Source organism: Neptunitalea lumnitzerae (assembly GCF_027924185.1).
In the GTDB taxonomy this organism is placed as follows: Bacteria; Bacteroidota; Bacteroidia; order Flavobacteriales; family Flavobacteriaceae; genus Neptunitalea; species Neptunitalea lumnitzerae.
In genome coordinates this window covers 42,684-68,414 of sequence record NZ_BRVO01000004.1, presented here as the reverse complement: position 1 = coordinate 68,414, position 25,731 = coordinate 42,684, and the positions used below count along the sequence as shown (strand labels likewise).

The following is a 25,731-nucleotide window of genomic DNA, read 5'->3' as shown; positions in this document are numbered from 1 at the left end:
ATTCTACTTTAAGATAAACCTAAAGTTTTTTTGTTATTTATTCGTTTAAAGGCTTTCTAAACTTTCTTTGATTTTACTCAAAGATGTAAATTCTTTAAATTTAAAATATTTAGATTTAAGTTAATTGTTTATGTAATGTTTTTGAGTTAATAATAATGATATTTATTGTTTTTTGAAATTTCCGTAAATTGCAGCCATATAAAGTATATTTTGTTAATGATGAAACAACCAGAAATATATAAACCTAAAAATAAGATAAGGATCGTTACGGCGGCTTCCTTATTCGATGGGCATGATGCAGCTATAAACATTATGCGCCGTATTATTCAAGCTACAGGGGTAGAAGTGATTCACTTGGGGCACGACAGAAGTGTAGAGGAAGTTGTGAATACAGCTATTCAAGAAGATGCTAATGCCATTGCAATGACGTCTTACCAAGGAGGGCATATAGAGTACTTTAAGTATATGTATGACCTTTTAAAAGAGAAAGGCGCTTCACAAATTAAAATCTTTGGAGGAGGTGGAGGTGTTATACTCCCTGAGGAGATTAAGGAGTTAGAAGCCTATGGTATTACCCGTATTTATTCTCCAGATGATGGTAGGGAACTTGGTTTACAAGGAATGATAAATGACTTGGTGAAAACATCTGATTTTGCCATAGGAGAGCATCTTACAGATGAGGTTGCTCATTTAGAGGAAAAGAATCCAAGTGCCATTGCCCGTTTAATTTCTAGTGCGGAAAATTTTCCGGAAGTAGCAAAGAGTGCTTTAGATACCATAGAAAATTTAGTGGCTAGCAGTACTACACCAGTATTGGGTATTACCGGTACAGGTGGTGCAGGTAAATCATCTTTAGTAGATGAGCTGGTACGTAGATTTTTAATTGATTTCCCTGAGAAGCGTATTGGTATTATTTCAGTAGACCCTTCTAAACGTAAAACAGGTGGTGCCTTATTGGGAGACCGTATTAGAATGAACGCTATTAACACTGATAGAGTGTATATGCGTTCGTTAGCTACTAGACAGTCAAATTTAGCACTTTCTAAATATGTGGCAGATGCCGTTAAGATTTTAAAAGCGGCTAAATATGACCTTATTATCTTAGAAACTTCGGGTATTGGACAAAGTGATACCGAGATATTAGATCATTCTGATGTTTCTTTATATGTAATGACACCAGAATTTGGTGCTGCTACACAGCTAGAGAAAATTGATATGTTAGATTTTGCCGATTTAGTGGCAATTAACAAATTTGATAAACGTGGTGCTTTAGATGCATTGAGAGATGTGAAAAAGCAATACCAACGTAACCATGTATTGTTTGAAAGCAATGTAGATGAAATGCCTGTATATGGAACCATTGCTTCTCAGTTTAACGATCCTGGAACCAATGCTTTGTATAAAGCGTTAATGGATACCATTGTAGAAAAGGCTTCTGGAGATTTGCACTCTACCTTTGAGATTACCAAAGAGATGAGCGAAAAGATTTTTGTAATACCTTCTAATAGAACTCGTTATTTATCTGAAATTGCAGAGAATAATCGTGGGTACGATGAAAAGGTGAAAACGCAAAGTGAAGTAGCGCAAAAGCTATATGGTATCTACAAAACCTTAGGTACCGTATTAGCAGTTGACGATGCTAAGATGCAAGATGAGTTTTTGTATGAGCATGGTATTAATGAAGATGCTTTGGCATCTTATATAACAGAAGAGAACAAACCTTTGGCTATGTTACTATTAGCTGAATTTGCTAAAGTAAAAATGGATTTAGACCCTTATAATTGGGAGGTTTTAATGCAGTGGCAAGCCAAAGTAAATGCTTATAAAAATCCGGTGTATAGTTTTAAAGTTAGAAATAAAACTATTGAGATTAAAACCCATACAGAGTCCTTATCCTATTCGCAAATACCTAAGATAGCATTGCCTAAATATGCTGCTTGGGGAGATATTTTACAATGGATATTACAAGAGAATGTACCTGGGGAGTTCCCTTATACTTCAGGTTTGTATCCTTTTAAAAGAGAAGGTGAAGACCCAACGCGTATGTTTGCCGGAGAGGGAGGTCCAGAGCGTACCAACAGAAGGTTTCATTACGTGAGTTTAGGAATGCCTGCAAAACGTTTGTCTACGGCTTTTGATTCGGTTACACTTTATGGTAACGACCCAGATCATAGACCTGATATTTACGGAAAGATAGGGAATGCAGGGGTGTCTATTTGTTGTTTAGATGATGCTAAGAAACTGTATTCAGGATTCGATTTAAGCAATCCTACCACGTCGGTATCTATGACTATTAACGGACCAGCACCTATGTTACTTGGCTTCTTTATGAATGCAGCCATCGACCAAAATTGTGAGAAGTATATAAAAGAGCATGGCTTAGAAGCTACGGTTGAGCAAAAGTTAGTTGCCTTGTATGATGAAAAAGGTATAGAGCGCCCTTCTTACAAAGGAGATTTACCAGAGGGTAATGACGGTTTAGGATTACTTTTATTAGGTATTACTGGAGACCAAGTGTTGCCGGAAGAGGTTTATAATCAAATAAAGATAGAAACACTTACCCAAGTAAGAGGTACTGTGCAAGCAGATATTTTAAAAGAAGATCAGGCACAGAACACTTGTATATTTTCTACTGAGTTTGCATTGCGCTTAATGGGTGATGTACAAGAATATTTTATCAAAGAAAAGGTACGTAACTTTTATTCAGTATCTATTTCAGGGTATCATATTGCTGAGGCTGGAGCCAACCCAATTACTCAATTAGCGTTTACCTTAGCGAATGGGTTTACCTATGTAGAATACTATTTAAGCAGAGGGATGGATATTAATGACTTTGGTCCTAATTTATCTTTCTTCTTCTCTAATGGTATCGATCCTGAATATGCTGTAATTGGTCGTGTAGCTAGAAGATTATGGGCAAAAGCGTTAAAGCATAAGTATGCTGCTAATCCGCGAGCACAAATGTTGAAGTATCACATTCAGACTTCAGGAAGATCTTTACATGCTCAGGAGATTGATTTTAATGATATTAGAACCACTTTGCAGGCATTGTATGCTATTTATGATAACTGTAATTCATTACATACCAATGCGTATGATGAAGCTATTACAACCCCTACAGAGGAATCTGTTAGACGTGCAATGGCTATTCAGTTAATTATTAATAGAGAGTTAGGATTGGCTAAGAATGAAAATCCGTTGCAGGGATCTTTTATTATAGAAGAACTGACCGATTTAGTAGAAGAGGCTGTGCTTACCGAGTTTGACAGACTAACTGAAAGAGGAGGTGTTTTAGGAGCTATGGAAACCATGTACCAACGTTCTAAAATTCAAGAGGAATCTTTACACTACGAACATTTGAAGCATTCGGGTGCTTACCCTATAATTGGAGTAAATACATTTTTAAGTAGTAAAGGATCGCCTACCACCATACCAGGTGAGGTAATACGTGCTACAGAAGAAGAAAAGCAAAATCAAATTGCAACTTTAGAAAATCTTCACAAGGCTTATGAAGCTGCTGCTGCAAGTTGTTTGACAGAGGTTCAAGAAGCAGCCATTCAAAACAATAATATTTTTGAATATTTAATGGAGGCTTCTAAGTATTGTTCTTTAGGTCAAATAACCAATGCGTTATTTGAAGTGGGGGGGCAATATAGAAGAAATATGTAGTAATAAAAGTTATTCTATAGAAGTGAAAAGGTTCTGATAAATAATCAGAACCTTTTTTTATGGTTACATGTTGGAGGAATTACTTAACTAAATCTGTGTTGTTTTAGTTAAATTATGTGGTTTATTGTTTTACGAATTTTATTCTTTTCGATTTTGAACCTGCAATAATTTGTGCGATATATATGCCAGGCTTAAGAGCGCTTACATTTACTGTAGTATTTGCAGAACCTATATTTGGTGTATTCATTTGTTGACCTTTCATATTGTAAATGATAATGTTTTCAATGGTCGTATTATCAGGAGCGCTGATTGTTAAAAACTCATTTACCGGGTTGTTTTCAAGTTTTATGCCTTCAAGATCATCTGGATTTTCAGTACTTAAACTACAATTAGGGCCTTGTACTGCTGTAAAAGTTACTGTAGTACTCGTGCTGTTAGGGCAGAAACTAGGAGCAGCAACCGCGTAGTAATCACCAGGTTCAGTAATTGTATAGACAGTACCGTTGGCTCCGGGAATAGGGGCGTTGTCTTTGTACCATTGTATTTCTGTGTATGGACTTTGAACAGTGTTAGTTATATAATCGCCATCACACATGATAAAGTTACCATTAGACTGATCAATTGTTATATTAGGACTCATGTCATGAAGAACGGTTAAACTAGCCCAAGCGTAGCTATCTATTTGTATTTCATTAGACTCTAATGTTGTTCCGTTTACAGTAACTTCTAATTTAAGAAGAGCTTGGTCATAAGTGTACCAATCGTAAGTGAACGTTTCAGAGGTAGCGCCTGGAATGGCTTGGTAAGGGTCGCTTAAAAACCAATATTTATAATACCATTGATAAGTTTCGTAGGTTTCTCCATTTGTAACAGTTGCGGTACCATCTGTGTACGGACATAGTAAAAGATCTCCATCAATAACAGGAGCTTGTTGTGCGGTAACTAAGATACTGCTGAAAAGAGCAAAAGCTAATAGTAATTTAATTTTCATAATGTTTAGTTTTATTATTTCATCATGAAATCAAATAACCGAAACTTATGTGTATATTACTCTATAATAGACGCTACAACTTGTGACATAAAGCGTGACAATTTGTGACATTATATTTTTGATAAGTATTCAAAAAGTGATTTACCAGAGTCGAGCCCCATTTTTTTTGAGACTCTTTCTTTTCTTTTTCGGCAGCTATCAGGGGTAATATTTAAGAGCGTAGCTATTTCTTTATAAGATAAATTGAGATATATAAAAGATAGAAATCTAATGTCATTAGCATTTAAATTAGGATGCTTTTGTTTTAGTCTATTTAAGAATTTTGTATTAACATTCTCAAATGAAGAAGTAAACTCATCCCACTTGGTAGCTTCTTTTAAGTGTGACTTTAGGTTGTTGATAGAATTGCTTAGTTCATCATTCTTTTTTATGTCAGGTAGATTTGAAATTGTTTGAATAATGTCTTCTATTAACTCGTTTCTGGTAGATTGAAATAGGATTTTATCGGACAATTTTTTGTTCCCTTTTTCAATTTCTTGTTTTAATTGATTCTCCTTTTCTTTAAGCTTTTCTTTTTCGAGTGCGTTTAAAAGTTCTTTTTCTTTAAATTTTTGATTTAGTATAGCCGTTTTTTGCTTTTCTTTTTCCAGTTCTAAATCAGATATTTTGAGATTGCTTTCTGCTAATACTATTTTTTGAGCATCTACTTGTGTCTTTTTTCTAAAAGCCCAACTAACTACTAATAAAATAAATACCAGCGATATGGTAAGGATAATATATATGTTTTTTTGTGCAGCCGATTTCTCTTTATTCAAGACTAAATCATGTTTAGACGAGGCTAACTCAAATTGTAATTTAGATGTTTCTAATAGTTCACGGTTTTTACTTTTATGAATACTATTAGTAAGCTGTAGCATACTGTTTTTTACGGCATAAATTTGACGTATATTATTTGTGGCTAAAGCTAACTGAGATTTCAATTCATATAAATCTAATTTGTAAGCATCGTTTGGGGCATCTGCAATACCTTTAGAAATGAAGAGTGATGCCTTTTCCCAATTGTTAATTTTAAGATAGGCTTTTGATAAAATAATTTCTGTTTCAACACTGGGTTCTGATAGATGATGTTTTTCTGCTTGTTTTAAAATTTGAAGGCTATTTTCAATTACCTCGTTATATTTTTTTTCCAGTAATAAAATTTGATTTTGAGTGATAAGTGCATTTAACTTAGAACTGAGCTCACATTCTTGTGCATCATAGGTTTTTAAAGTAATGTCTACATATTCTTTAGCTTTATCAATAGCCCCCATTTCAAAATTTAACTTAGCAAGGTTAGATGCATACATGTTAGTGCGTACTTTGCTTTGCTGATTAATAGCTATATCATATGCTTTTTTAAAATAAGCCTCGGCTTTGTTTAAATTTTCATCGCTGGCATATACAATGGCAATGTTATTTAATACCATCATCTCGTTAGTAGGGTCACCATCTTTCAATATTTTATTGTAGGCATCTAGGTAATATTTGATGGAGTTGCCGTAGTCTAGCAATAAATAATAAGCCATTCCTAGATTGTTGGTGGCAAGTATATATTGTTTTGAGTAGTTTTTTTGAAATGCTATTTCCTGAATATTCTCTAATTGCTTAATAGCATCTGGAATTTTTTTTTCAATTTGAATTTCTTTTACTGCTACAACTATAAGAGAGTCTAGTTCCTGACTAGTTTGAGCATTTATTTGTAGAGTACAGAAAAATAGTAATATAGAAATTATTGGGTAGATGCTACTTTTAAATTTCCTTAACGTCATAATCATTTTCATAAATTCAATATTTGAAAAAAAAATCTAGGTATTATATTCTATATTAAGACTGCTAGTGATAAACTTATTTTAGAAGTGAGCTTAATTTTAAATATCCAATATGGTAAGGGTCTTCTGTTCCTGTTTCATCTTTAGAGAAAGAAAGCTCATATTGGTTTTTGAATTTATCTGCTAAAATGTCCTCTACGTTATATATATCGTCTACGTCAATACCGTACTTATCATCAATATGTGACTCTGCTCCTTTAAAGCCACAATGTTTATAAAAGGTAGTTGCTTTAGCAGCTTTAATAGCTTTGGCTTGGGTTTCGGCTAAGCATAAAGTTTTATAATGGTATTCTTCAAAATCTCCAGGCTTATAACCACCAAGATTTAAAAAGAATAATTGCTGATTCTTCTCTTGGTTAGTACGCGGTACAACACTTACTTTATATCCGTCTACGTGGGTAACTTTTCTCCAAGCATCAATATGAAATTTTCCTTTAGCCTCTGGCCAAAAAGTATTAAAATCAGTTACTAAATCTTTAAGCTCGTTAGCTATTCCAAAAAATATGTCGTGTTGTTCGGTATACCTGCCTTCAGGGGTACAACCAATAAGAACCATAAATAAGTTCATAATAAAAGTTAAAGTATTATTTATAAATATTTAAAATATAAAACAAAACCTTAAAAGAACTAATTTTTTTAGTTTTTTTGCACTTTCTAATGTTATAGCATATGCAGAAACTATTATTTCCTCTATTATTATTATCGTTTATCTCGTCTTTTGCTCAAATAGATAGTTTGGTGGTACCTGATAAAAAGCCTACCGAGCAGAATATTTGGCAGCGTTTTACGTATGATGGTTTAACCGCCTATCAAGGTATTAAATACAGTTATTCAAGACCTTTTCACTGGCAGAAAGATGATTTTGTGAAGTTGGGTGCCTTTGTGGGGAGTGAGTTTATTATCTACTCTATGGATACTAATATTAACCGATATTTTAGTGAACAAGATGAGGATGCACCTCAAGCGTTAAAACAAATAGGATGGTATTCGGGTAGTCCGCAGAACACCTACATGGCTATGGGAGCGGTTTACTTAACAGGGTTGGTAACTAATAACCAAAAAATTAGAAGAACAGGAGTATTAATGATTACCTCTGCATCTGCTGCAGGTTTGTTACAAACCGTAACTAAAACAGTAGTAGGGCGTGCTAGACCTAAAGAAGGGTTAGGTAAACATGAATTTGAATTTTTTAGTGATAAAGCTGGTTTCCATTCATTTCCGTCTGGGCACTCTATATTAACTTTTACATTGGCACATGCCTTAGCTAAGCAGTTTGATAGCTGGTGGGTAAAAGGTGGTATTTACGGGTTTGGACTTATAGCTCCAGTATCTAGATTATGGGATGGAGCGCACTGGGCAACCGATGTAACTACTGGTATTGTATTAAGTATTGTTACTGTAGATGCTGTTGACAGATTTTTAAATGCTGAAGAAAAATATGATGTACCTGGTAAAAAGCCAAAAAATGTTACTTGGCATTTTAAAGCAGGATTAGGTACGGTAGGTTTTGTTGGGGTTTTCTAAAATCCCAACTTAATTCATCTGATTTTTAAAAAGATTATCTTCCCAGTTGGCATGAGCCTTGCGGTAGGCAGCAATTTCTTGTCTTAGTAAAGAAATATAGTCTTTTGCGTGGCCGTAATGTTTTTCTATAAAATCACAATATTTGTGAATTCTAGAAATGGTTCTCTTCATACGTCTTATACGGTAGCGTTTCATACGCATATCAAAGGTGGTATGAATTTCTGCAATGTCTGGTGCTAAACTCATACTATCCATTACCATTTGTAAAGAATATCTGTCTGAACCATGGCTAGAAGTATGCATGGTAGCAATATCTTTATTGTCTGTAATGTAGGTAGCTAGTAATCTACTGGTTTTAAATAGTGTAATTGCCTTTTTATACACCTCTAAATGAGTGATACGGTTGTTAGCCTGATTATGTAAAGATGAGTGAATAGACATAGTTTAGAGCAATTGTTTTCACAAATTTAATGAGATATTGGGTACGTATGCTTTAGTTATTAAAGTGTTTTTTAAAATTTACTTTAATAATTTAAGTTTTATTGTAAATTTACTTTCATGATAAAAGATGAAATCAACTGGTCAATTTTGTTGTTGTTACAGCGTAATGCAAGACTTTCTAATGCAGAAATAGGTCGTAGGGTAGGGCTTACATCACCTGCAGTGGCCGAACGTATTAAAAAAATGGAAGATCTTGGTATTATTAAGGGCTATGCTGCAAATATAGATCATACTGCTACAGGACATCAATTAAGGGCTATTGTAACCTTAAAAGTATTTTCTGGTAGGTTGAAACCCTTTTTAGAAATTGTGAAAGGATTTAAAGAAGTAATTAACTGCTACCGTATTACGGGAGTAGAAAATATAATTATGGAGGTGGCTTTTTTTGATCAGAATCACTTAGAAGAATTTATAGATAAGGTAATACAATATGGGGAAACAAGAACCCATATTGTATTATCTAATGTTGTTGAGAATAGAGAAATTCAACGAAATACCCGAAAGCGTTTACAGTAATTTATTTTTCTTTCTGAATGATTCTTTTTAAGAAGAAAAGAAAAACTACGGTAATGGCTCCTATAATAGCCATAAATTGCCATGTTTGTAAAAAGCCATACGCTTTAATACTCTCTAACCCAAATTTATGTCCGCCTATATGTGCTATAGAAAAAGCCATGCTATAAAGCCCCATGTAGGCACCAAAGTTGCCGCGCTTGGCTCTTTTTACAGCAAAGGCATTTGAGAACGGAAAACCAACCATTTCACCAAAGGTTAATAATACCATTCCTATTAGAATAGATGCATACATAGATGCGGTATATAACAATACCGCAAAGCCTAAGGCTGTTAAAAGAACTCCTATGATAACACTGTTGAGGTGTTGTATTTTTTTGTTTTCAAAATACTTTACAAGAGGCATTTCAAAAATAAAAATCAAAGCACCGTTGGTCATCAGAATAAAACCAATTACATTTTCTGGTAGGTGGTAATACTCTTCGTAAAACAATGGTAGGGTAGACATCAGTTGAACAAATATAAAGCTGAACATAACCATACAACCAAAAAACATGAGATAAGGTATATCAGTTAGTACCGATTTTCCTTTTTTATTTTCATGGGTATCTAGCACCTTTGCTTTTTTAGGGTGTAATACTTTTAAAAGTAAAATACCGGCAACAATACAAGTTATGGCATCTACCCAAAATAGTCCGGTATAACTAAATGCTACTATAATTGTACCTCCAACAGCCGGACCTACCGAGAAACCAAGGTTTATAGCAAGTCTTATGAGTGTTAGTGAGCGTGTTTTATTTTCCTCTTTACTATACGCATTTAAAGCAGTAAAAACAGCAGGTCTAAAAATATCACCAACCGTCATTACAATAAAAATACCTAAACAGAATTGGGTATAGGTTTCTAGAAATTGCAAGCCAAAAAATAGGATGCCAGTTAACACTAAACTGCCTACCATAACTTTGTAGTAGCCAATTTTATCCGTTAAGATGCCACCTAGCCATGAGCCTACTAACGAACCTAAACCAAAACACACCATTACCGTACCTACTTGCTCTTTAGTAAAGCCAAGGTTTTTGTTTAGGTAAATAGACAAAAATGGTATTACCATAGTGCCTGCACGGTTTATAAGTGTAATTAAGGCAAGCCACCATACCTCTTTAGATAAGCCTTTAAAGGTATCTACATAGTTTAAAGCTAATTTTTTCATTTTGGTTTATATATAAAAAAATCCCGATATGAGCTCATATCGGGATTTTTGACGTGTACGTTATTTGTTAGTTATAGAATCTCAATACATTATAGCCCGATGTTTGCATACCACTTGGTATGAACATTTCACGATATATGTATTGATTCTTAACATTGTTTTCTTCTTATTTGTTTCAAAAGTAAATAATTATTCTTTTACTTGTACTAACTTTTAAAAAAAAAATACCATGAAGGGTTTTAAATTAACAGCGGCTTTACTTTTAGGTGTACTTGTTTTAACAAGCTGTAAAGATGATAAACACTATATAGCAAAAGAAGAGACAGTTAACTTTAAATTGTCTGATTCTGCTAATGCTATTGAGGAAATAAAAGCTTTCCAGGCAGAGTTGAATAAAGAGTTTAAGAACGGAGATAGCTCTCCGTTAACAGAAGAAGATAGAAAGACATTTAAGGGATTAGATTTTTTTCCAATTGATACCCTTTTTAGGGTAACCGCTAGGTTTGAAGAAACTCCTTTTGAACCTTCTTTTAGAATGAAAACTACAACGGATAGAGCCCCAGAGTACAAGCGTTATGGTATTGCTTCTTTTACTTTAAAAGGAAAAGAATATAGATTAAATGTTTATCAGAGTCAAGAATTGATGTTGGTAGAGGGATATGAGGATTATTTGTTTATACCGTTTTTAGATGCTACTAGCGGAACCGAAACTTATGGAGGTGGTAGATATTTAGACGCCACCATACCAGATGGTACAACGATGGTATTAGACTTTAACAAAGCATATAATCCTTATTGTGCTTACAATAAAAGATACTCTTGCCCATTAGTACCAAAAGAGAATACATTAGACGTATCTATAAAAGCCGGGGTTAAAAAATTTCATTAAAATAGAAACTCCCGGTAAAACCGGGAGTCTATTAAGCAACATCAAAATAATTACTTAAAATGAATATACAAAGGCAATTAGGAACGATGCTAAACTTTTAGACGCTTCTAAATCGTTGTCTATAAAAGCTTCTTCAGAAGTGCTGTCTAATCTAAGTTCTGGTTTAATAGTTAAATCTTCTACCATATAGTTACCAGTAAGTGTTACCGCAAAAACACTAGAGTCTTCAACACCAGTACCAATAGCGCCAAAGTCTCCGCTTTCTGCAAAGTATTCACCTCTAAGTCCTAATGCAAAAGATTCTGAAAACGTATATTGTGGGTATAAAGCTGCTCCGTAGAAACCAACACTGTCTGTGTCGTTATAGGTAGCATTAATACCTAAGAAAAATTCTTCAGAAAGATCAAAACCTCCGGTATAATCTACTTGAAAAGTAGGTTCGTATAATCCTGTTTGTTTTCCGTAAAGTACATTTAAAAACTGTCCTTTATATCCCAGTTGTAATCCACCAGTATATTTTCCATCAGGATTAAACTCTGTAAGGTCTGTGCTGTTCATAACAGCAAGCATTAATGAGAAATCTTCTGATAGGGCAAAGTCAGCTTTTAAACCTGTGTGTGAGAATGGCCCGTACGAAAACATATAGGAGGTACTGTAGTTAAAGTTAGCTACCGGAGAAATCACTTCATATCCTAAAAAGGTATTGAAATTACCCATAGTTAAGGTTACCGATTCGCTTACATTCCAGTAGGCGTATAATTGATTTATAATATCACCGGTGTTAGAATACATAGGCGAAGCAAAAACAGCATCGGTACCTCGTGGTCCAAAAACTAAGTCGGCAACAAAACCTGCTTTTTCGCCGTCATAGCTAGCTACTACATTAGCCATACCAAGTGCAAAGCCCGGTAAATTAGCAAACGAAGTGCCTGGTGCAACCATCATTTCGTCGTTAGGAGCAGTAAGGTTTGCTCTAAAATATGCGTCTACAGAACCGCTAATGGAAAGCTTCTTTGTCTTTAGAGAATCAGCATCTTGCGCAAAAATACTTGCAGATAGTAAGGTTAATGCTAAAAAAATAGAATTTTTTACGATATTTGTAAGGTAAATCGTTTTCATAGTTTTGAGAGATTTTAAAATTATGTTAGAGTTTTAACTTCCTGTAATTCTTAACTTTGATAAATGATTTTATGTAAGGAGTGCTCCGCCAAGCACTCCTTTTTTTATATATCATTAAAGCTAAGAAAGTCGTTTTTAGTCTTCCTGAGAAATGTGTTCAGGGTAGCAAACCGCTCCGTGTTCGTGGAAATCTAATCCTTCTACTTCTTCTTGTTCGGTTACTCTTAAACCAATGGTATACTTTAAAATAAGTAGTAAAATGAAAGTAGTTACCATTGCCCAAGCAATGTAAGATAACGATCCTAATGCTTGAACGCCTAGTAATCTGGCACCACCATCGTAGAACAATCCGCCGTCAGTAGCAAATAAACCTACTAATACAGTACCTAAGAATCCGCATACACCGTGTACAGAAATAGCACCTACCGGATCATCAATTTTACATACCTTATCAATAAGTTCAATAGATATAACTACCATAACACCACAAATAAGTCCTATTGCCAGGGCTCCAATAGGTTCTACAGCCCCGCAACCAGCAGTAATACCTACTAACCCAGCTAGGGCTCCGTTTAAGGTCATAGAAATATCTGCTTTACCATATCTAATCCAAGTAAAGAATAGGGCTGCAACTGCACCAATAGCAGCAGCAAGGTTGGTGTTTATAATAACTTTTGAAGCAGCAATAGAATCATCTCCACCCCAAGCAAGTTGTGAACCTCCGTTAAAGCCGAACCAACCAAGCCATAAAATGAAAACACCTAAAGCTCCATAGGTCATATTGTGTCCAGGAATTACTTGAGCTTTTCCATCTACATATTTGCCAATACGTGGCCCTACCATAATAGCAGCTACCAAAGCAGCACCACCACCTACGGCATGTACCACAGAAGAACCTGCAAAATCAACAAAGCCCATAACATTTAACCATGCATCATCATCAAATGGCCAATACCAGCTACCTGAGAATGGGTAAATGAATGTTGTCATTATAGCAGAGAAAATTAAGTATGTTGAAAATTTTGTACGCCCGGCAACGGCACCAGATACAATAGTAGCAGCGGTTGCACAGAAAACTGTTTGGAAAAATAGGTTCCAGTAATCATCAGCATGAAAGGCAAAATACCCTTGCTCAGCAGAACTTGTTCTAAAAAGTCCACCTAACATTACTTCATCTCCATACATAAAGGCGTAACCAACAGCCCAGAACATAATAGAACCTGCACATAAGTCCATTACGTTTTTCATAATAATGTTACCAGAGTTTTTACTTCTGGTAAAACCAACTTCTACCAGGGTAAACCCAGCTTGCATAAAGAAGACCAATACGGCAGCAATTGTAATCCATAAGGCTCCCATGTCTCCATTAATCGTTTCTAGAGCTTTATCTAAAGCGTCTTGTTGTACTTCCATAGTTTTGTGTTTTTGTGTAATTAATTAGTTGTTAGATTTTATTTGTTTTATTTTAAGGATACTTCATCCTTTTCACGGGTTCTAATCCTGTATGCATTTTCTACAGGTAAAACAAATATTTTACCGTCACCTACATTTCCTGTGTAGGCTGCTTTTAAAATAGCTTCAACGGTTCTGTCAACAAACTCATCAGACACTACTATGGACAAATATCTTCTTTGGATATCAGTAGTACTGTAAGTAATACCTCTGTAGACGTGCCCCTGTTTTTCGTTACCAACACCGGTGACGTCCCAATAACTAAAAAAGGTTACTTCAATTTGATGTAGCGCCTTTTTTACTTCGTCAAATTTTGACTTTCTAATAATAGCTTCAATTTTCTTCATTGTATAATGATTTTAAGTATGTTAAATTTATATTAAAAAATGTATAAGAAAAATTATTTATGCAATTAACAGGAGTTTTTATTGAGTTTTTAAAGAATTGATAGTTAAATTGTTATTATTTTTATTTTTATAATGTTAAATTATTAATATTTTACTAATTACTGTTAATAACCTTTTAAATATCAAGTTAAAAATATTATAACTATAACAATACTACGTTGTTAGCTGTTATTATATAACAAATTGTAAGTTGGAATTCTATTCGGAGTATGAAAATAAAAAAAAACCTTTAAATCTTAGTCTTTTAAAACATAAGATTTAAAGGTTTCAATCTTTCTAATTAGAAAAGTAATAGCTTAACTTATAGAGTAGCTTGCATTATTTTCTAATTCAAATTCTCTCACTTTAGGTTTAAAATAAATTTTTTCTAAACGAGATTGTTCTTCTTTTTTGGCTTTACCTGTCTTGTTTACGCTAAACAATAACAATAAAACGTTAATCGCTAAAAGCGCTGAAAGGATAGTAAAAAACATAATCATAGCAAATGTTTTTTGGGTTTCACAGTAGTAAAAGTAGTAATTAAACCCTTTCGTAAAGCGCTATTAAGTTATTTTTATGGTAATTTAAAATTTACTTAACAAAAATCGATAAATTACCCAATTATTAGATGTTTGATTAGGATTATCATAATGATAAACGTTATGAAAGCTAACAAAACCCACAGTACTCCTTTGTAATTTTTCTTATGAAGCTTCTTATCTCTTGAGTAACTGATAGTTATAAGCGTGATGAACACAATTGCGAAAATTGCTGCAAAAATCCATTGTCCTGAACTAAACATATTCTTTAATTTTAGGCAAATTTATAATAAATGTACTTATGAAAAGTAAAATTGATGGAGTAACTGAGTTTCATAATGCTTTTGGTTTAGGGGTTAGGGAAAATCCAAAGGCCGCCATTGGCGAATCTTTAATTAAGTTGCGTTACGAATTAATGAAAGAAGAAAATGAAGAGTATTTAGAAGCTGCAATGAATGGCGATATGGTTGAGGTGGCAGATGCTTTGGGTGATATGTTGTATATTTTATGTGGTACTATTATAGAGCATGGAATGCAAGATAAAATTGATGCTGTATTTAATGCCATACAAAAAAGTAACATGAGTAAATTAGGAGAAGATGGTAAACCTATTTACAGAGAAGATGGTAAAGTAATGAAAGGCCCCAATTATTTTAAACCTGAAATAGCAGAAGCGCTTAAATAGAAAAAGCCGTAGTTAACTACGGCTTTTCTGTTTTTATAGTATGGTAGAAGTATTATTTTACTTCATGTCTCCATCCAAAAGTATCTTCAGCAGCGTTATACTGTACATCTAAAATTGCTTTTTTGATGGTAGCAGAATAACAGTTTTCAGGTTTTTCTAAATCCCAAACTTGGTCTTTGTAAGCAATGGTACCAATTGGGCTAATTACTGCTGCAGTACCACTACCAAAACTTTCTTTTAAAGTTCCGTTAGCAGCAGCTTCTGTAATTTCTTTTACAGTAACTTTTCTTACTTCTACAGTAATGCCAAGTTTTTCTGCCATAGCAATTACACTTTTACGTGTTACACCATCTAAAATACGGTCGCTAGTTGGGCATGTAACTAAGGTGTCGTTAATTCTAAAGAAGATGTTCATAGTACCTGCTTCTTCTAAATACTCATGCGTAGTATCGTCTGTCCAGATAACTTGGTCAAATCCTTCTTCTTGCACTAATCTAGTAGGATAAAATTGTCCGGCATAGTTACCCGCAGCTTTAGCAGCACCAAAACCACCATTAGCAGCTCTACTATAATAATCGGCTATTTTAACTTTTACATCTTTTGTATAATACGCCTGTACAGGAGAACAAATGATGATAAATTTATACTCAGTAGACGGAGAAGCCATAACACCAGGCTGACTAGCAATAACGAATGGTCTAATGTACAAAGCATTTCCGTCTGCTTGTCCACTTTTAATCCATTCTTTGTCAAGGTTTAATAATTGTTCCAATCCTTCGAAGAAAAAATCTCTAGGGAATTCAGGCATTTGTAAACGAGCTGAAGATTTATTGATACGCTCGTAATTTTCTTCTGGTCTAAATAACCATACTTTCCCATCGGTGTCTTTGTAGGCTTTCATACCTTCAAAAACCGCTTGCCCATAATGAAATACTTTAGCTGACGGATCTAAAGTTAAAGGTTGGTAAGGTAAAATTTCTGGAGTTTGCCACTGTCCGTCTTTAAAATCGCAAACAAACATATGATCGGTAAAAGTTTTTCCAAATACTAGATTATCAAAATCTACCTGATCAATTTTACTTTTTTCTGCTTTTGTAACTTTAACTAAGCTTGATGTTTTCATAAAAATTAACTTTGATATGCAAAGTTAACTAAATAATGCTTTTTATGGTAATTAGATAATCTCTAAAAATTATGTTATTATCAATATAAATGTTATAATTTTACGTTTTTACAACTAAATTTCAAAAATTAGACAAATGAGAAAAATTATGATCGCTTGCGGGTTGCTTATGGCAATAGTAGCTTGTGAAAAGGAAGTGAACTATGCTTCTTTTGGTGAAAAAATTGAGGATGATGGTGCTATTGCAACATCTGAGTTAACAGAAGCATATAAAAATTTAAAAGCTGGAGACACTATTGAGGTGAAATTTGAAAGCACTATTGAAGATGTTTGCCAGAAAAAAGGTTGTTGGATGAAAGTGGATTTAGAAGGAGAAGAATCTGCTTTTGTTAGGTTTAAAGATTACGGTTTTTTTGTACCTAAAAATGCAGCCGACCATAAAACGGTAGTTAGTGGTAAAGCTTTTGTAACAGAAACTTCTATAGACGAATTGAAGCATTATGCTAAAGATGCTGGTAAATCAGAAGAAGAAATTGCTGCTATTACCGAGCCTAAAAGAGAGTATGCTTTTTTAGCATCAGGTGTTCTTATAGAAGATACTACTAAGGAGTAATACTTATGAAGTATTGGTTTTTAGGACTTTCATTATTACTACTAGCTTGTAATAACGGAATTAAAGAAGAAAAAAAATCTGCCAAGGGTGCCTCTTTAGATGCTGCTTTAGATATGGATAATATGTCTGAAATGGCAAAGTTGATGGAGCGAATGAATAAAGAGCATGAAGTAGTTAAAGCTAAAATCTTAAAAGGAGATACCTTAGGAGAGATACCAGATTATTTTTACGACATTCATTTTGCTACGTTTACCGATGAGCATGATAATGATGATAATTTTAAGAACTGGGCAAAATTATACATAGCTGCTGAAGAAAATTTATATGCATCTACAGATAATGTAAAAGATGCTTATAATAATGCTATTAACGTATGTATTCAGTGTCATCAGCAAAAATGTGGAGGGCCTATTCCTAGAATTAAAAAATTACTTATTAAATAGATTGTATGAAAAGACGTGTGGTAAAAACTGCAGATGGAAGTACCACCATTCATATAGAAGAGTGGGGTGAGCACTACCACTCTACTCATGGAGCAATTCAGGAAGCATATCATGTATTTATAGATATGGGCCTGAATTGTTTTTTGAATAAACAGAAAGTAATAAGCATTTTAGAAATTGGGTTTGGTACTGGTTTAAATGCTTTTATAACCTATTTAGAGTGTTTAAAAAGACAACATGATATTACATATGTTGGGGTAGAGGGGTATCCGGTTTCGGCAGATGAAATAGCAGCGCTTAATTATGTAGAAGCACTTGAAGCTACTGAATACAGTACTGTTTTTGATACCATGCATGTGAAGCCTTGGGAGCAGGAAATAGTGCTTTCTGAGAATTTTAAATTGACCAAACGAAATCAATTCTTCGCAGATATAACTGATAAGGAAACTTTTGATCTTATTTATTTTGATGCTTTTGGAGCAAGAGTACAACCTGATTTATGGACAGAGGCTATTTTTCTAAAAATGTTTGAAGCGCTAAAATCTGGTGGTGTTTTGGTTACTTACGCGGCAAAGGGTAGTGTTAGAAGAGCTATGTTGGCTGTTGGGTTTACCGTTGAACGCTTGCCTGGGCCTCCGGGTAAAAGAGAAATGTTACGGGCTACAAAACCGGAGTAAGCTAAATTTCGTATGTAGTTAAGATTTTTCAAAATACTGTTAAACATATTTATATGAGCAGTATTTAATAAAGATAACCTTAAATTTGTTTAAGGGTAATTAATGATAAAATATTGCTATGAAAATTTTAATTACGGGTGCTACTGGTTTAATAGGTAGTGAGTTGGTACGTAAATGTCTTACCGATAATATAGAGGTAAATTACCTAACTACTAGTAAAGAAAAAATAAAGAAAGAAAAGCATTTTAAGGGCTTTTTTTGGAATCCGAATAAAGAAGAAATTGATCTGGCCTGTTTAGAAGGTGTAAGTGCTATTATACATTTAGCAGGTGCTAGTATAGCTAAACGCTGGACGCCTTCTTACAAAGAAAAAATAGTGAAAAGTAGAACCGAAACTACACGGTTACTTTATAAAGCTTTAATAGAAAGTAAAAACAATTCTGTAAAGCAAATTATATCTGCATCTGGTATTAGTATCTATCCTAGCTCATTTGAGACGTATTATCATGAAGACTTTGCAGAGGTAGATGATTCTTTTTTAGGAGAAGTGGTGGAGGTTTGGGAAAACGCTGCCGATAAATTTAAGATGCAGAACATTAAGGTGGCTAAAATTAGAACAGGTTTAGTATTAAGTACTAGCGGTGGCGTTTTAGAGCCTATTGTAAAAACTGTAAAATATGGAGTGGGTGCGCCTTTGGCATCAGGTAAACAATGGCAATCTTGGATTCATATAGATGATATTACGGGGATTTATCTTCATGTGTTAAAAAATACCCTTGAAGGTGTTTACAATGCTGTGGCACCACAACCTGTAACTAATAAGGAAATGACTAAAGAGGTTGCTACACAACTACACCGTTTTGTTTGGCCTATTAATGTGCCAAAGTTTATGCTTAAATTGGTATTAGGGCAAATGAGTTATTTGGTATTTAGTAGTCAAAAAGTGGCTGCAAACAAAGTTATAGAATCTGGTTATTCGTTTAAATTTTCTTCATTAAAAGAGGCGCTAGCCGATGTTTTAAAGTAATAGCCTACCAATAATCTACTTTTATTCTATAAAATCTTGTGACATTTTGGCATTTTACATTTATTGGCAATACTTTTGCCAATCATTTTCTTGTTTGAGAAATTAAACTAATTATTTGAATAATCATGAGTAAGAAAGATATAGACCAAAACAAGGCTGGAGTAGAAGAGCAAGTGGCTAACGAAACTACTGAAACTAAGGAACAAGCTGCTGAAGAGCAAGTAGAAGTTAGTGTAGAAGAAAAGTTACAAGGAGAGCTTGATAAGGAAAAAGATAAATTCCTAAGACTTTTTGCTGAGTTTGAAAATTATAAGAGAAGAACTGCAAAAGAACGTGTAGAAAACATGAAGTCTGCCAACCAAGAGGTAATGGTAGCTATGTTGCCTATTCTTGACGATTTTGACAGAGCTTTAGCAGAACTTTCTAAGTCTGATGATGCTGAAACTTTAAAAGGTGTAGAGCTAATTCATAACAAATTTAAAAATACACTAAACCAAAAAGGGTTAGAGTTAGTAGACGCTAATGCAGGAGATGTTTTCAATGCAGATATGCACGATGCGATAACACAAATACCAGCTCCTACTGAAGATTTGAAAGGTAAGATTGTTGATGTTATTGAAAAAGGATATAAACTAGGAGATAAAATTATACGCCACCCGAAGGTTGTGGTAGGACAATAAAATGTAACCAATACCTATGAAGCAGGATTTTTACGAAATATTAGGAATAAGTAAAGGAGCTACGGCGGCAGAGATTAAAAAAGCTTACCGAAAGAAAGCTATTGAATTTCACCCAGATAAAAACCCGGGCAATAAAGAAGCTGAAGAGAAATTTAAACTTGCGGCTGAAGCTTATGAGGTTTTAAGTGACCCTGACAAAAAAGCAAGATATGACCAATATGGGCATGCAGCTTTTGAAGGTGGACAAGGATTTGGCGGTGGTGGTCATCACATGAATATGGATGACATATTTAGCCAATTTGGAGACATCTTTGGAGGTGCCTTTGGTGGAGGCGGTTTTTCTGGTTTTGGTGGTGGCGGAGGCCAACGTAGAATGAAAGGAAGCAATTTAAGAATTAGAGTAAAGCTTACGCTAGAAGAAATTGCTAATGGTGTAGAGAAAAAAGTAAAGGTTAGAAGAAAAGTTAAAGCACAAGGAGTAGAGTACAAAACGTGTCCTACTTGTCATGGTACCGGGCAAATTACCAAAGTAGTCAACTCTATTTTAGGTAGAATGCAAACGTCTGCAGTGTGTAGTTCTTGTGGTGGTTCTGGACAAATTATAGGAAATCGACCAGCTGGTGCAGATGCGCAAGGTATGGAAGTGGCAGAAGAAACCGTTTCTATTAAAATACCAGCAGGTGTAGCTGATGGAATGCAATTAAAAGTAGGAGGTAAAGGTAACGAAGCTCCTGGTAATGGTATTCCTGGTGATTTAATTGTTGCAATAGAAGAATTAGAGCACGAGACACTAAAGAGAGAAGGTGAAAACCTTCATTACGATTTATATATTTCTATGCCAGATGCTGTTTTAGGAACTTCTAAGGAAATTGATGCCGTTTCAGGAAAGGTACGTATTAAGTTAGAAGCAGGTATTCAGTCTGGTAAAATATTACGATTAAGAGGAAAAGGTGTTCCTAGCTTAAATGGCTACGGAAGCGGAGATTTACTAGTGCATGTAAATGTTTGGACTCCGAAAACCCTTAATAAAGAGCAAAAAGCATTTTTTGATAAATATAAGGATGATGAACACTTTAATCCGAAACCGGAAAAAAGTGATAAATCATTTTTTGAAAAAGTAAAAGATATGTTTTCCTAAATTAATATTGTTTTTTTATTAAAAAACTTTATATTTGGCACATGCTAGTTAAAGCTAGCATTAATTTTTTCTTTTTCATAGCAATTTTTTTCCCATCCTTAATACCTTAAGGGTGGGTTTTTTGTATAAGGGAACTGCCTTTACAATCTTAAAAATCTTATAATTATTCAATTGTTTATACCTATTTCAATACCTTTGATTAAATTTTGATGTATGGCAGAGAATCTGTTGGAGGCAACCAATGTGTATAAGAGATATGGCGATTATACCGCTCTAAATAACGTATCGTTAAGTATCCCTAAGGGAAGTATCTTCGGGTTGTTGGGGCCAAATGGTGCAGGGAAAACTTCATTTATCCGTATTTTAAATCAAATTACATATCCAGATGAAGGAACCATTCTTTTTAATGGAGAAGCCTTAGCGCCTAAACATATAGCCAAAATAGGATATTTGCCTGAAGAACGTGGGTTGTACAAAAGCATGAAGGTAGGAGAGCAAGCTTTGTATTTAGCGCAGTTAAAAGGATTGAGTAAAACCGAAGCCAAAGAAAAACTAACGTATTGGTTTGATAGGTTAGAAATAGGACATTGGTGGAACAAGAAAATACAAGAGCTTTCTAAAGGGATGGCTCAAAAAATACAATTTGTAGTAACCGTTCTTCATAATCCTGACTTATTGATTTTTGATGAACCTTTTAGTGGTTTTGATCCCATTAATGCTAATTTAATTAAAGATGAAATTTTAAGATTGAAAAATCAGGGGGCTACTGTAATTTTTTCTACCCACCGTATGGAGTCTGTAGAAGAACTATGTGATGAAATAGCCTTGATAAATAAATCGAATAAAATTTTAGAAGGTACTTTAGTAGATGTTAAGCGTAAGTTTAGGACCCATACCTATGAGGTAGCGTTAGAAGGTGTTAATGAAACCATTTTAATGTCAGATGTTGAAAGTAGAGGTTTTAAGATTGCCGATGCCGATTTTGATACACTTGGAGATGAGTTTACTTGTACTATTCAAATTCCTCAAGAAACCGCACCTAATGAATTGTTACGTTTTTTAATGGAAAAATCTTCTGTGACCCATTTCAAGGAGTTGATACCAAGTGTAAATGATATTTTTATAAAAGCTGTTAATAATCATAACGCATGAGCCAGTTATTATTAATTATAAAGAGAGAGTATTTGCAAAAAGTACGCAATAAGTCGTTTATCATAATGACCTTTTTAAGTCCGCTTATCTTTACGGGCTTAATTGTTTTAGTAGCGTATTTATCTAAAATTAATAATGCAGAAAAACAGGTGATTTCTGTGTATGATGAGACCGGGTTGTATGCAAATGATTTTGAAGGATATGAAAACTATGAGTTTGATTATGTTTCTACAGAAAAGGAATTTGCACAAGTTACCAGCCAAGTTGTTTCAAGTGAGAAATATGGTTTATTGTATATCCCTAATGAGCCAGTGACAAAACTTAAAGATGATGTGGTATTTTTTGCAGAAGATGCCCCTAATATGGATGTTATAAATTATATCACTGAGGTACTAGAGAATAAAGCCTTCGAGAGTAATTTAAAGAATGATGGAGTTTCAGTAGAAGATATTCACAAGGCGTCAACCTCTGTAAACATTAAAATTGAAAATTTTAATGGAGAGGAATCTTCAAAAACAGCCAATATTTTAAAACTGGTTTTTGGTGGTGCAGCAGGGTATTTTTTAATGATGTTTATAATTATATATGGTAATATGATTATGCGAAGCGTTATTGAAGAAAAGACCAATAGAATTATAGAAATTATTATATCGTCTGTTAAGCCTATTAAATTAATGATGGGTAAAATTATAGGTACTTCGCTTGCTGGTATTACTCAATTTGTAGTGTGGTTATGTATAGGTGTAGTACTTAGTGTAGTGGTATCAACAATTTTTCATGTAGACTTGTCTACAGTAGAAACCCCACATAAAGCCATGTTAGAAAATTCAGGAGCTATGGAAGCCATGGTGCAAGATGGTGTTATAGAATTTTTCAAATTACCATTACTTACCTTAATAGTGTCATTCCTAATTTATTTTATTGGGGGGTATTTGTTGTACAGTTCTGTATATGTTTCCATTGGGGCAGCAGTTGACAGTGAAACCGATACACAACAGTTTATGATGCCCGTAATTATGGTGTTAATGCTGGCAGTGTATGTTGGCTTTTTTACAGTAATAAACAATCCGCATGGTACCATTGCCACAGTGTTTTCTTTTATACCATTTACATCTCCTATTGTAATGTTAATGCGTATTCCGTTTGGGGTTGATTTATGGGAAATCGTAGTATCTGTAATTATTTTGTACCTAACTTTTGTTGGAGTGGTTTGGTTGGCTGCTAAAATTTATAGAATAGGTATTTTAATGTATGGTAAAAAACCTTCTTATAAGGAGTTGTATAAGTGGTTAAAGTATTAGCCTGGTAGAGTAGCTTTTTAAGAAATCCTTAAGTTTACTGGGCTTAAGAAGCAAATAAAACTATAAATCTATCATAAATTATTCTGAAACAGAAAACGAGTAGTCTTATTAATAACGATATTGTTAATGAATTTAGATAATGACCTATCATTGTCCAATGTTATTTAACATTATTGTTGCTACTATGAGAAAATCTTTAATTGTACATTTTTTATTGTTTATGGTGTTTGTGTCAGGAACTATGACCGCTCAAACAACCGATTTGTTTAGGTTAGAATACATGAATATCCCAAATTCATCTGATGATAATTCTATTCAACGCTTTAGAGCACTTGCTCAGGTGCCTATACCAATAAAAGATGATTATTTGGTTTTTGCTTTTGACTATAGATATCTTACCCTAGAATTTAATGATGATGTACCGTTTTCAACTGATGATTTAGGTTCTACTCAGCGTATAGAAGGTACGGTTGGTTATATTCATAAATACAACGATCATTGGAGATTTGCATTAAGAGGAGGAGTAAGGTTAGCATCTAATTTTGATGGTGCTATGGTATCTGATGACTATTTATATTTGGTTTCGGCTTATGCTTTAAACAATAGGTTAGAAGATGAATCTTTAGATAGGCCATACAGATTAATTTTAGGACTTTTGTACAGTACTACTCCCGGTAGAAATTATCCGCTTCCTTTTATAAATTATCATGTAGAGTTAGGTAAGTGGAGTTATTCCTTAGGAGTTCCAAAAACCAATGTGCATTACTACCTTACCGAGAAACATAGAATTCAAGGTTTTGCGACTCTTGATAATTTCTTTGCTAATATTCAACAAAATAAAATTGTTGATGGTAAATTAGCAGAAAATATATCCATGACTAATGCATTATTGGGTGTAGGCTATGAGTATTATTTTACAGATCATTTGCTTTTCTATACGTATGTAGCACATTCTGTTTATAATGATTATAGGTTACGAAACAATGATAGGGATGATATCTACGTTATACATGATAAAAATTCCTTATATTTTAGAACTGGAATTAGATTTAAATTTTAACTATGTCTAAAATACTTGTAATAGAAGACGAGGCAGCAATTAGAAGAGTGCTGCTAAAAATACTTTCAGAAGAAAACGATACCTACCAATTAGATGAAGCCGGAGATGGTGCAGAGGGATTAGAGAAAATAAAAGATAACGATTATGACTTGGTGCTTTGTGATATTAAAATGCCTAAAAAAGATGGTGTTGAGGTATTAGAAGAAGCAAAAAAAATAAAGCCAGAAACAGCCTTTGTAATGATTTCTGGTCATGGTGATATAGATACTGCTGTAAACGCAATGCGTTTAGGGGCTTTTGATTTTATATCTAAACCACCAGATTTAAATAGGTTGTTGAATACCGTTAGGATAGCTTTAGATACCAAAACCCTGGTAACCGAAAATAAGCGTCTTAGAAAAAAGGTTAGTAAAAACTATCAGATTATTGGAGATAGTGAGGGGATTTCTAAAATAAAAGAAATTATTGAAAAGGTGGCTCCTACCGATGCACGTGTGTTAATTACAGGTAGCAATGGTACAGGAAAAGAACTTGTAGCGCATCAATTGCATGAGCAAAGTTCCAGAAGTAAATCTCCTATGATAGAGGTAAACTGTGCAGCTATTCCTGCTGAATTAATAGAAAGCGAATTATTTGGACACGTAAAAGGAGCGTTTACTTCTGCTGTTAAAGATAGAGCAGGTAAGTTTGAGGCGGCTAATAATGGTACCATTTTTTTAGATGAAATTGGTGATATGAGTTTAGCGGCTCAGGCGAAGGTTTTGAGAGCCTTACAAGAAAATAAAATTTCTAGAGTAGGTAGTGATAAAGATATTAAGGTAAATGTGCGTGTAGTAGCAGCTACTAATAAAAACTTGCGTAAAGAAATTGAAGAGGGTAGGTTTAGAGAAGATCTTTATCACCGTTTAGCGGTAATACTAATAGAAGTACCTTCACTAAATGATAGAAGGGATGATGTACCTTTACTTATAAATCATTTTACCAAAAAAATAGCAGAGGAACAAGGAGCGCCAGTAAAAGTGTTTTCAGAAGAAGCTGTAGAACTTTTGAAAGGATTTGATTGGACAGGGAATATTAGAGAATTACGTAATGTTATAGAGCGTTTAATTATTTTAGGAGGTAATGAAATATCTGCTGGAGATGTAGAATTGTTCTCTGGAAAATCTTAATG

25 protein-coding genes are annotated in these 25,731 nt (G+C 34.0%); 15 read left to right on the top strand and 10 right to left on the bottom strand.

The features are described from left to right. The first annotated feature begins 219 nt into the window (after nt 1-219). Complete coding sequence (locus Y10_RS15120) at nt 220-3,669, top strand: methylmalonyl-CoA mutase family protein (protein WP_281766437.1); 3,450 nt, start codon at nt 220-222, stop codon at nt 3,667-3,669. A 121-nt stretch (nt 3,670-3,790) separates the two neighbouring features. On the opposite strand, the gene Y10_RS15115 is transcribed toward Y10_RS15120, so the two are convergent. The 3 genes from Y10_RS15115 to Y10_RS15105 form a co-directional block, all read right to left on the bottom strand. Beyond that, on the bottom strand, nt 3,791-4,660 hold the full coding sequence (locus Y10_RS15115) for a T9SS type A sorting domain-containing protein (RefSeq protein ID WP_281766253.1): 870 nt from the start codon (nt 4,658-4,660) through the stop codon (nt 3,791-3,793). 110 nt (nt 4,661-4,770) lie between these two features. Further along, on the bottom strand, nt 4,771-6,468 hold the full coding sequence (locus tag Y10_RS15110) for a tetratricopeptide repeat protein (RefSeq protein WP_281766252.1): 1,698 nt from the start codon (nt 6,466-6,468) through the stop codon (nt 4,771-4,773). Between the two features lie 76 nt (nt 6,469-6,544). Beyond that, a complete protein-coding gene (locus Y10_RS15105; protein WP_281766251.1) occupies nt 6,545-7,096 on the bottom strand; it encodes a DUF1543 domain-containing protein in 552 nt (183 codons plus the stop codon). A 101-nt stretch (nt 7,097-7,197) separates the two neighbouring features. On the opposite strand from Y10_RS15105, the gene Y10_RS15100 reads away from it, so the two are divergent. Then, the gene (locus Y10_RS15100) at nt 7,198-8,052 is read left to right on the top strand and encodes a phosphatase PAP2 family protein (protein WP_281766250.1); all 855 of its coding nucleotides are present in this window, start codon (nt 7,198-7,200) and stop codon (nt 8,050-8,052) included. Between the two features lie 9 nt (nt 8,053-8,061). Here the strand turns inward: Y10_RS15100 and Y10_RS15095 are convergent, their stop codons facing one another. Then, nucleotides 8,062-8,493 (bottom strand): hypothetical protein, encoded by a 432-nt coding sequence (locus Y10_RS15095; protein WP_281766249.1) that lies wholly within the window; start codon nt 8,491-8,493, stop codon nt 8,062-8,064. 117 nt (nt 8,494-8,610) lie between these two features. On the opposite strand from Y10_RS15095, the gene Y10_RS15090 reads away from it, so the two are divergent. Continuing rightward, nucleotides 8,611-9,069 (top strand): Lrp/AsnC family transcriptional regulator, encoded by a 459-nt coding sequence (locus tag Y10_RS15090; RefSeq protein WP_281766248.1) that lies wholly within the window; start codon nt 8,611-8,613, stop codon nt 9,067-9,069. A 1-nt stretch (nt 9,070) separates the two neighbouring features. On the opposite strand, the gene Y10_RS15085 is transcribed toward Y10_RS15090, so the two are convergent. Then, on the bottom strand, nt 9,071-10,276 hold the full coding sequence (locus Y10_RS15085; protein ID WP_281766247.1) for an MDR family MFS transporter: 1,206 nt from the start codon (nt 10,274-10,276) through the stop codon (nt 9,071-9,073). Nucleotides 10,277-10,505: 229 nt separating this feature from the next. Here Y10_RS15085 and Y10_RS15080 point away from each other — a divergent pair, with 229 nt between their 5' ends. Beyond that, the gene (locus tag Y10_RS15080; protein ID WP_281766246.1) at nt 10,506-11,165 is read left to right on the top strand and encodes a DUF1684 domain-containing protein; all 660 of its coding nucleotides are present in this window, start codon (nt 10,506-10,508) and stop codon (nt 11,163-11,165) included. A 54-nt stretch (nt 11,166-11,219) separates the two neighbouring features. On the opposite strand, the gene Y10_RS15075 is transcribed toward Y10_RS15080, so the two are convergent. From Y10_RS15075 to Y10_RS15060, 4 genes are all read right to left on the bottom strand, one after another. Continuing rightward, nucleotides 11,220-12,284 carry a porin gene (locus tag Y10_RS15075; RefSeq protein ID WP_281766245.1) on the bottom strand — a complete coding sequence of 355 codons (1,065 nt, stop codon included), beginning with the start codon at nt 12,282-12,284 and terminating at the stop codon, nt 11,220-11,222. Between the two features lie 135 nt (nt 12,285-12,419). Beyond that, a complete protein-coding gene (locus Y10_RS15070; RefSeq protein ID WP_281766244.1) occupies nt 12,420-13,697 on the bottom strand; it encodes an ammonium transporter in 1,278 nt (425 codons plus the stop codon). A 47-nt stretch (nt 13,698-13,744) separates the two neighbouring features. Then, nucleotides 13,745-14,083, bottom strand: coding sequence for a P-II family nitrogen regulator (locus Y10_RS15065; RefSeq protein ID WP_281766243.1), 339 nt, complete (start codon nt 14,081-14,083; stop codon nt 13,745-13,747). Nucleotides 14,084-14,439: 356 nt separating this feature from the next. After that, nucleotides 14,440-14,622 (bottom strand): hypothetical protein, encoded by a 183-nt coding sequence (locus Y10_RS15060; protein ID WP_281766242.1) that lies wholly within the window; start codon nt 14,620-14,622, stop codon nt 14,440-14,442. A gap of 340 nt (nt 14,623-14,962) precedes the next feature. Here Y10_RS15060 and Y10_RS15050 point away from each other — a divergent pair, with 340 nt between their 5' ends. Beyond that, nucleotides 14,963-15,346: a nucleoside triphosphate pyrophosphohydrolase family protein gene (locus Y10_RS15050; protein ID WP_281766240.1), complete on the top strand. Its 384-nt coding sequence runs from the start codon at nt 14,963-14,965 to the stop codon at nt 15,344-15,346. A gap of 52 nt (nt 15,347-15,398) precedes the next feature. Here Y10_RS15050 and Y10_RS15045 read toward each other — a convergent pair whose 3' ends face one another. Beyond that, nucleotides 15,399-16,469: a branched-chain amino acid aminotransferase gene (locus Y10_RS15045; RefSeq protein ID WP_281766239.1), complete on the bottom strand. Its 1,071-nt coding sequence runs from the start codon at nt 16,467-16,469 to the stop codon at nt 15,399-15,401. 136 nt (nt 16,470-16,605) lie between these two features. On the opposite strand from Y10_RS15045, the gene Y10_RS15040 reads away from it, so the two are divergent. The 10 genes from Y10_RS15040 to Y10_RS14995 all read left to right on the top strand — a co-directional run bounded on the left by Y10_RS15040 (nt 16,606) and on the right by Y10_RS14995 (nt 25,729). Further along, the gene (locus tag Y10_RS15040; protein WP_281766238.1) at nt 16,606-17,082 is read left to right on the top strand and encodes a DUF4920 domain-containing protein; all 477 of its coding nucleotides are present in this window, start codon (nt 16,606-16,608) and stop codon (nt 17,080-17,082) included. A 5-nt stretch (nt 17,083-17,087) separates the two neighbouring features. Continuing rightward, complete coding sequence (locus Y10_RS15035) at nt 17,088-17,525, top strand: hypothetical protein (RefSeq protein WP_281766237.1); 438 nt, start codon at nt 17,088-17,090, stop codon at nt 17,523-17,525. A 5-nt stretch (nt 17,526-17,530) separates the two neighbouring features. Continuing rightward, nucleotides 17,531-18,202, top strand: coding sequence for a tRNA (5-methylaminomethyl-2-thiouridine)(34)-methyltransferase MnmD (mnmD, locus tag Y10_RS15030; protein ID WP_281766236.1), 672 nt, complete (start codon nt 17,531-17,533; stop codon nt 18,200-18,202). A gap of 118 nt (nt 18,203-18,320) precedes the next feature. Next, the gene (locus tag Y10_RS15025) at nt 18,321-19,229 is read left to right on the top strand and encodes a TIGR01777 family oxidoreductase (protein WP_281766235.1); all 909 of its coding nucleotides are present in this window, start codon (nt 18,321-18,323) and stop codon (nt 19,227-19,229) included. 125 nt (nt 19,230-19,354) lie between these two features. After that, nucleotides 19,355-19,909 (top strand): nucleotide exchange factor GrpE, encoded by a 555-nt coding sequence (locus tag Y10_RS15020; RefSeq protein WP_281766234.1) that lies wholly within the window; start codon nt 19,355-19,357, stop codon nt 19,907-19,909. A gap of 16 nt (nt 19,910-19,925) precedes the next feature. Continuing rightward, a complete protein-coding gene (gene dnaJ / locus Y10_RS15015; RefSeq protein ID WP_281766233.1) occupies nt 19,926-21,047 on the top strand; it encodes a molecular chaperone DnaJ in 1,122 nt (373 codons plus the stop codon). A gap of 213 nt (nt 21,048-21,260) precedes the next feature. Further along, nucleotides 21,261-22,199 carry an ABC transporter ATP-binding protein gene (locus Y10_RS15010; protein ID WP_281766232.1) on the top strand — a complete coding sequence of 313 codons (939 nt, stop codon included), beginning with the start codon at nt 21,261-21,263 and terminating at the stop codon, nt 22,197-22,199. Next, nucleotides 22,196-23,500, top strand: a complete 1,305-nt coding sequence (locus tag Y10_RS15005; protein ID WP_281766231.1) for an ABC transporter permease — start codon at nt 22,196-22,198, stop codon at nt 23,498-23,500. The genes Y10_RS15010 and Y10_RS15005 overlap by 4 nt, the downstream gene beginning before the upstream one ends. Nucleotides 23,501-23,684: 184 nt before the next feature. Continuing rightward, nucleotides 23,685-24,560, top strand: a complete 876-nt coding sequence (locus tag Y10_RS15000) for a hypothetical protein (RefSeq protein WP_281766230.1) — start codon at nt 23,685-23,687, stop codon at nt 24,558-24,560. Between the two features lie 2 nt (nt 24,561-24,562). Continuing rightward, the gene (locus Y10_RS14995) at nt 24,563-25,729 is read left to right on the top strand and encodes a sigma-54-dependent transcriptional regulator (RefSeq protein ID WP_281766229.1); all 1,167 of its coding nucleotides are present in this window, start codon (nt 24,563-24,565) and stop codon (nt 25,727-25,729) included. Nucleotides 25,730-25,731 lie beyond the last annotated feature (2 nt).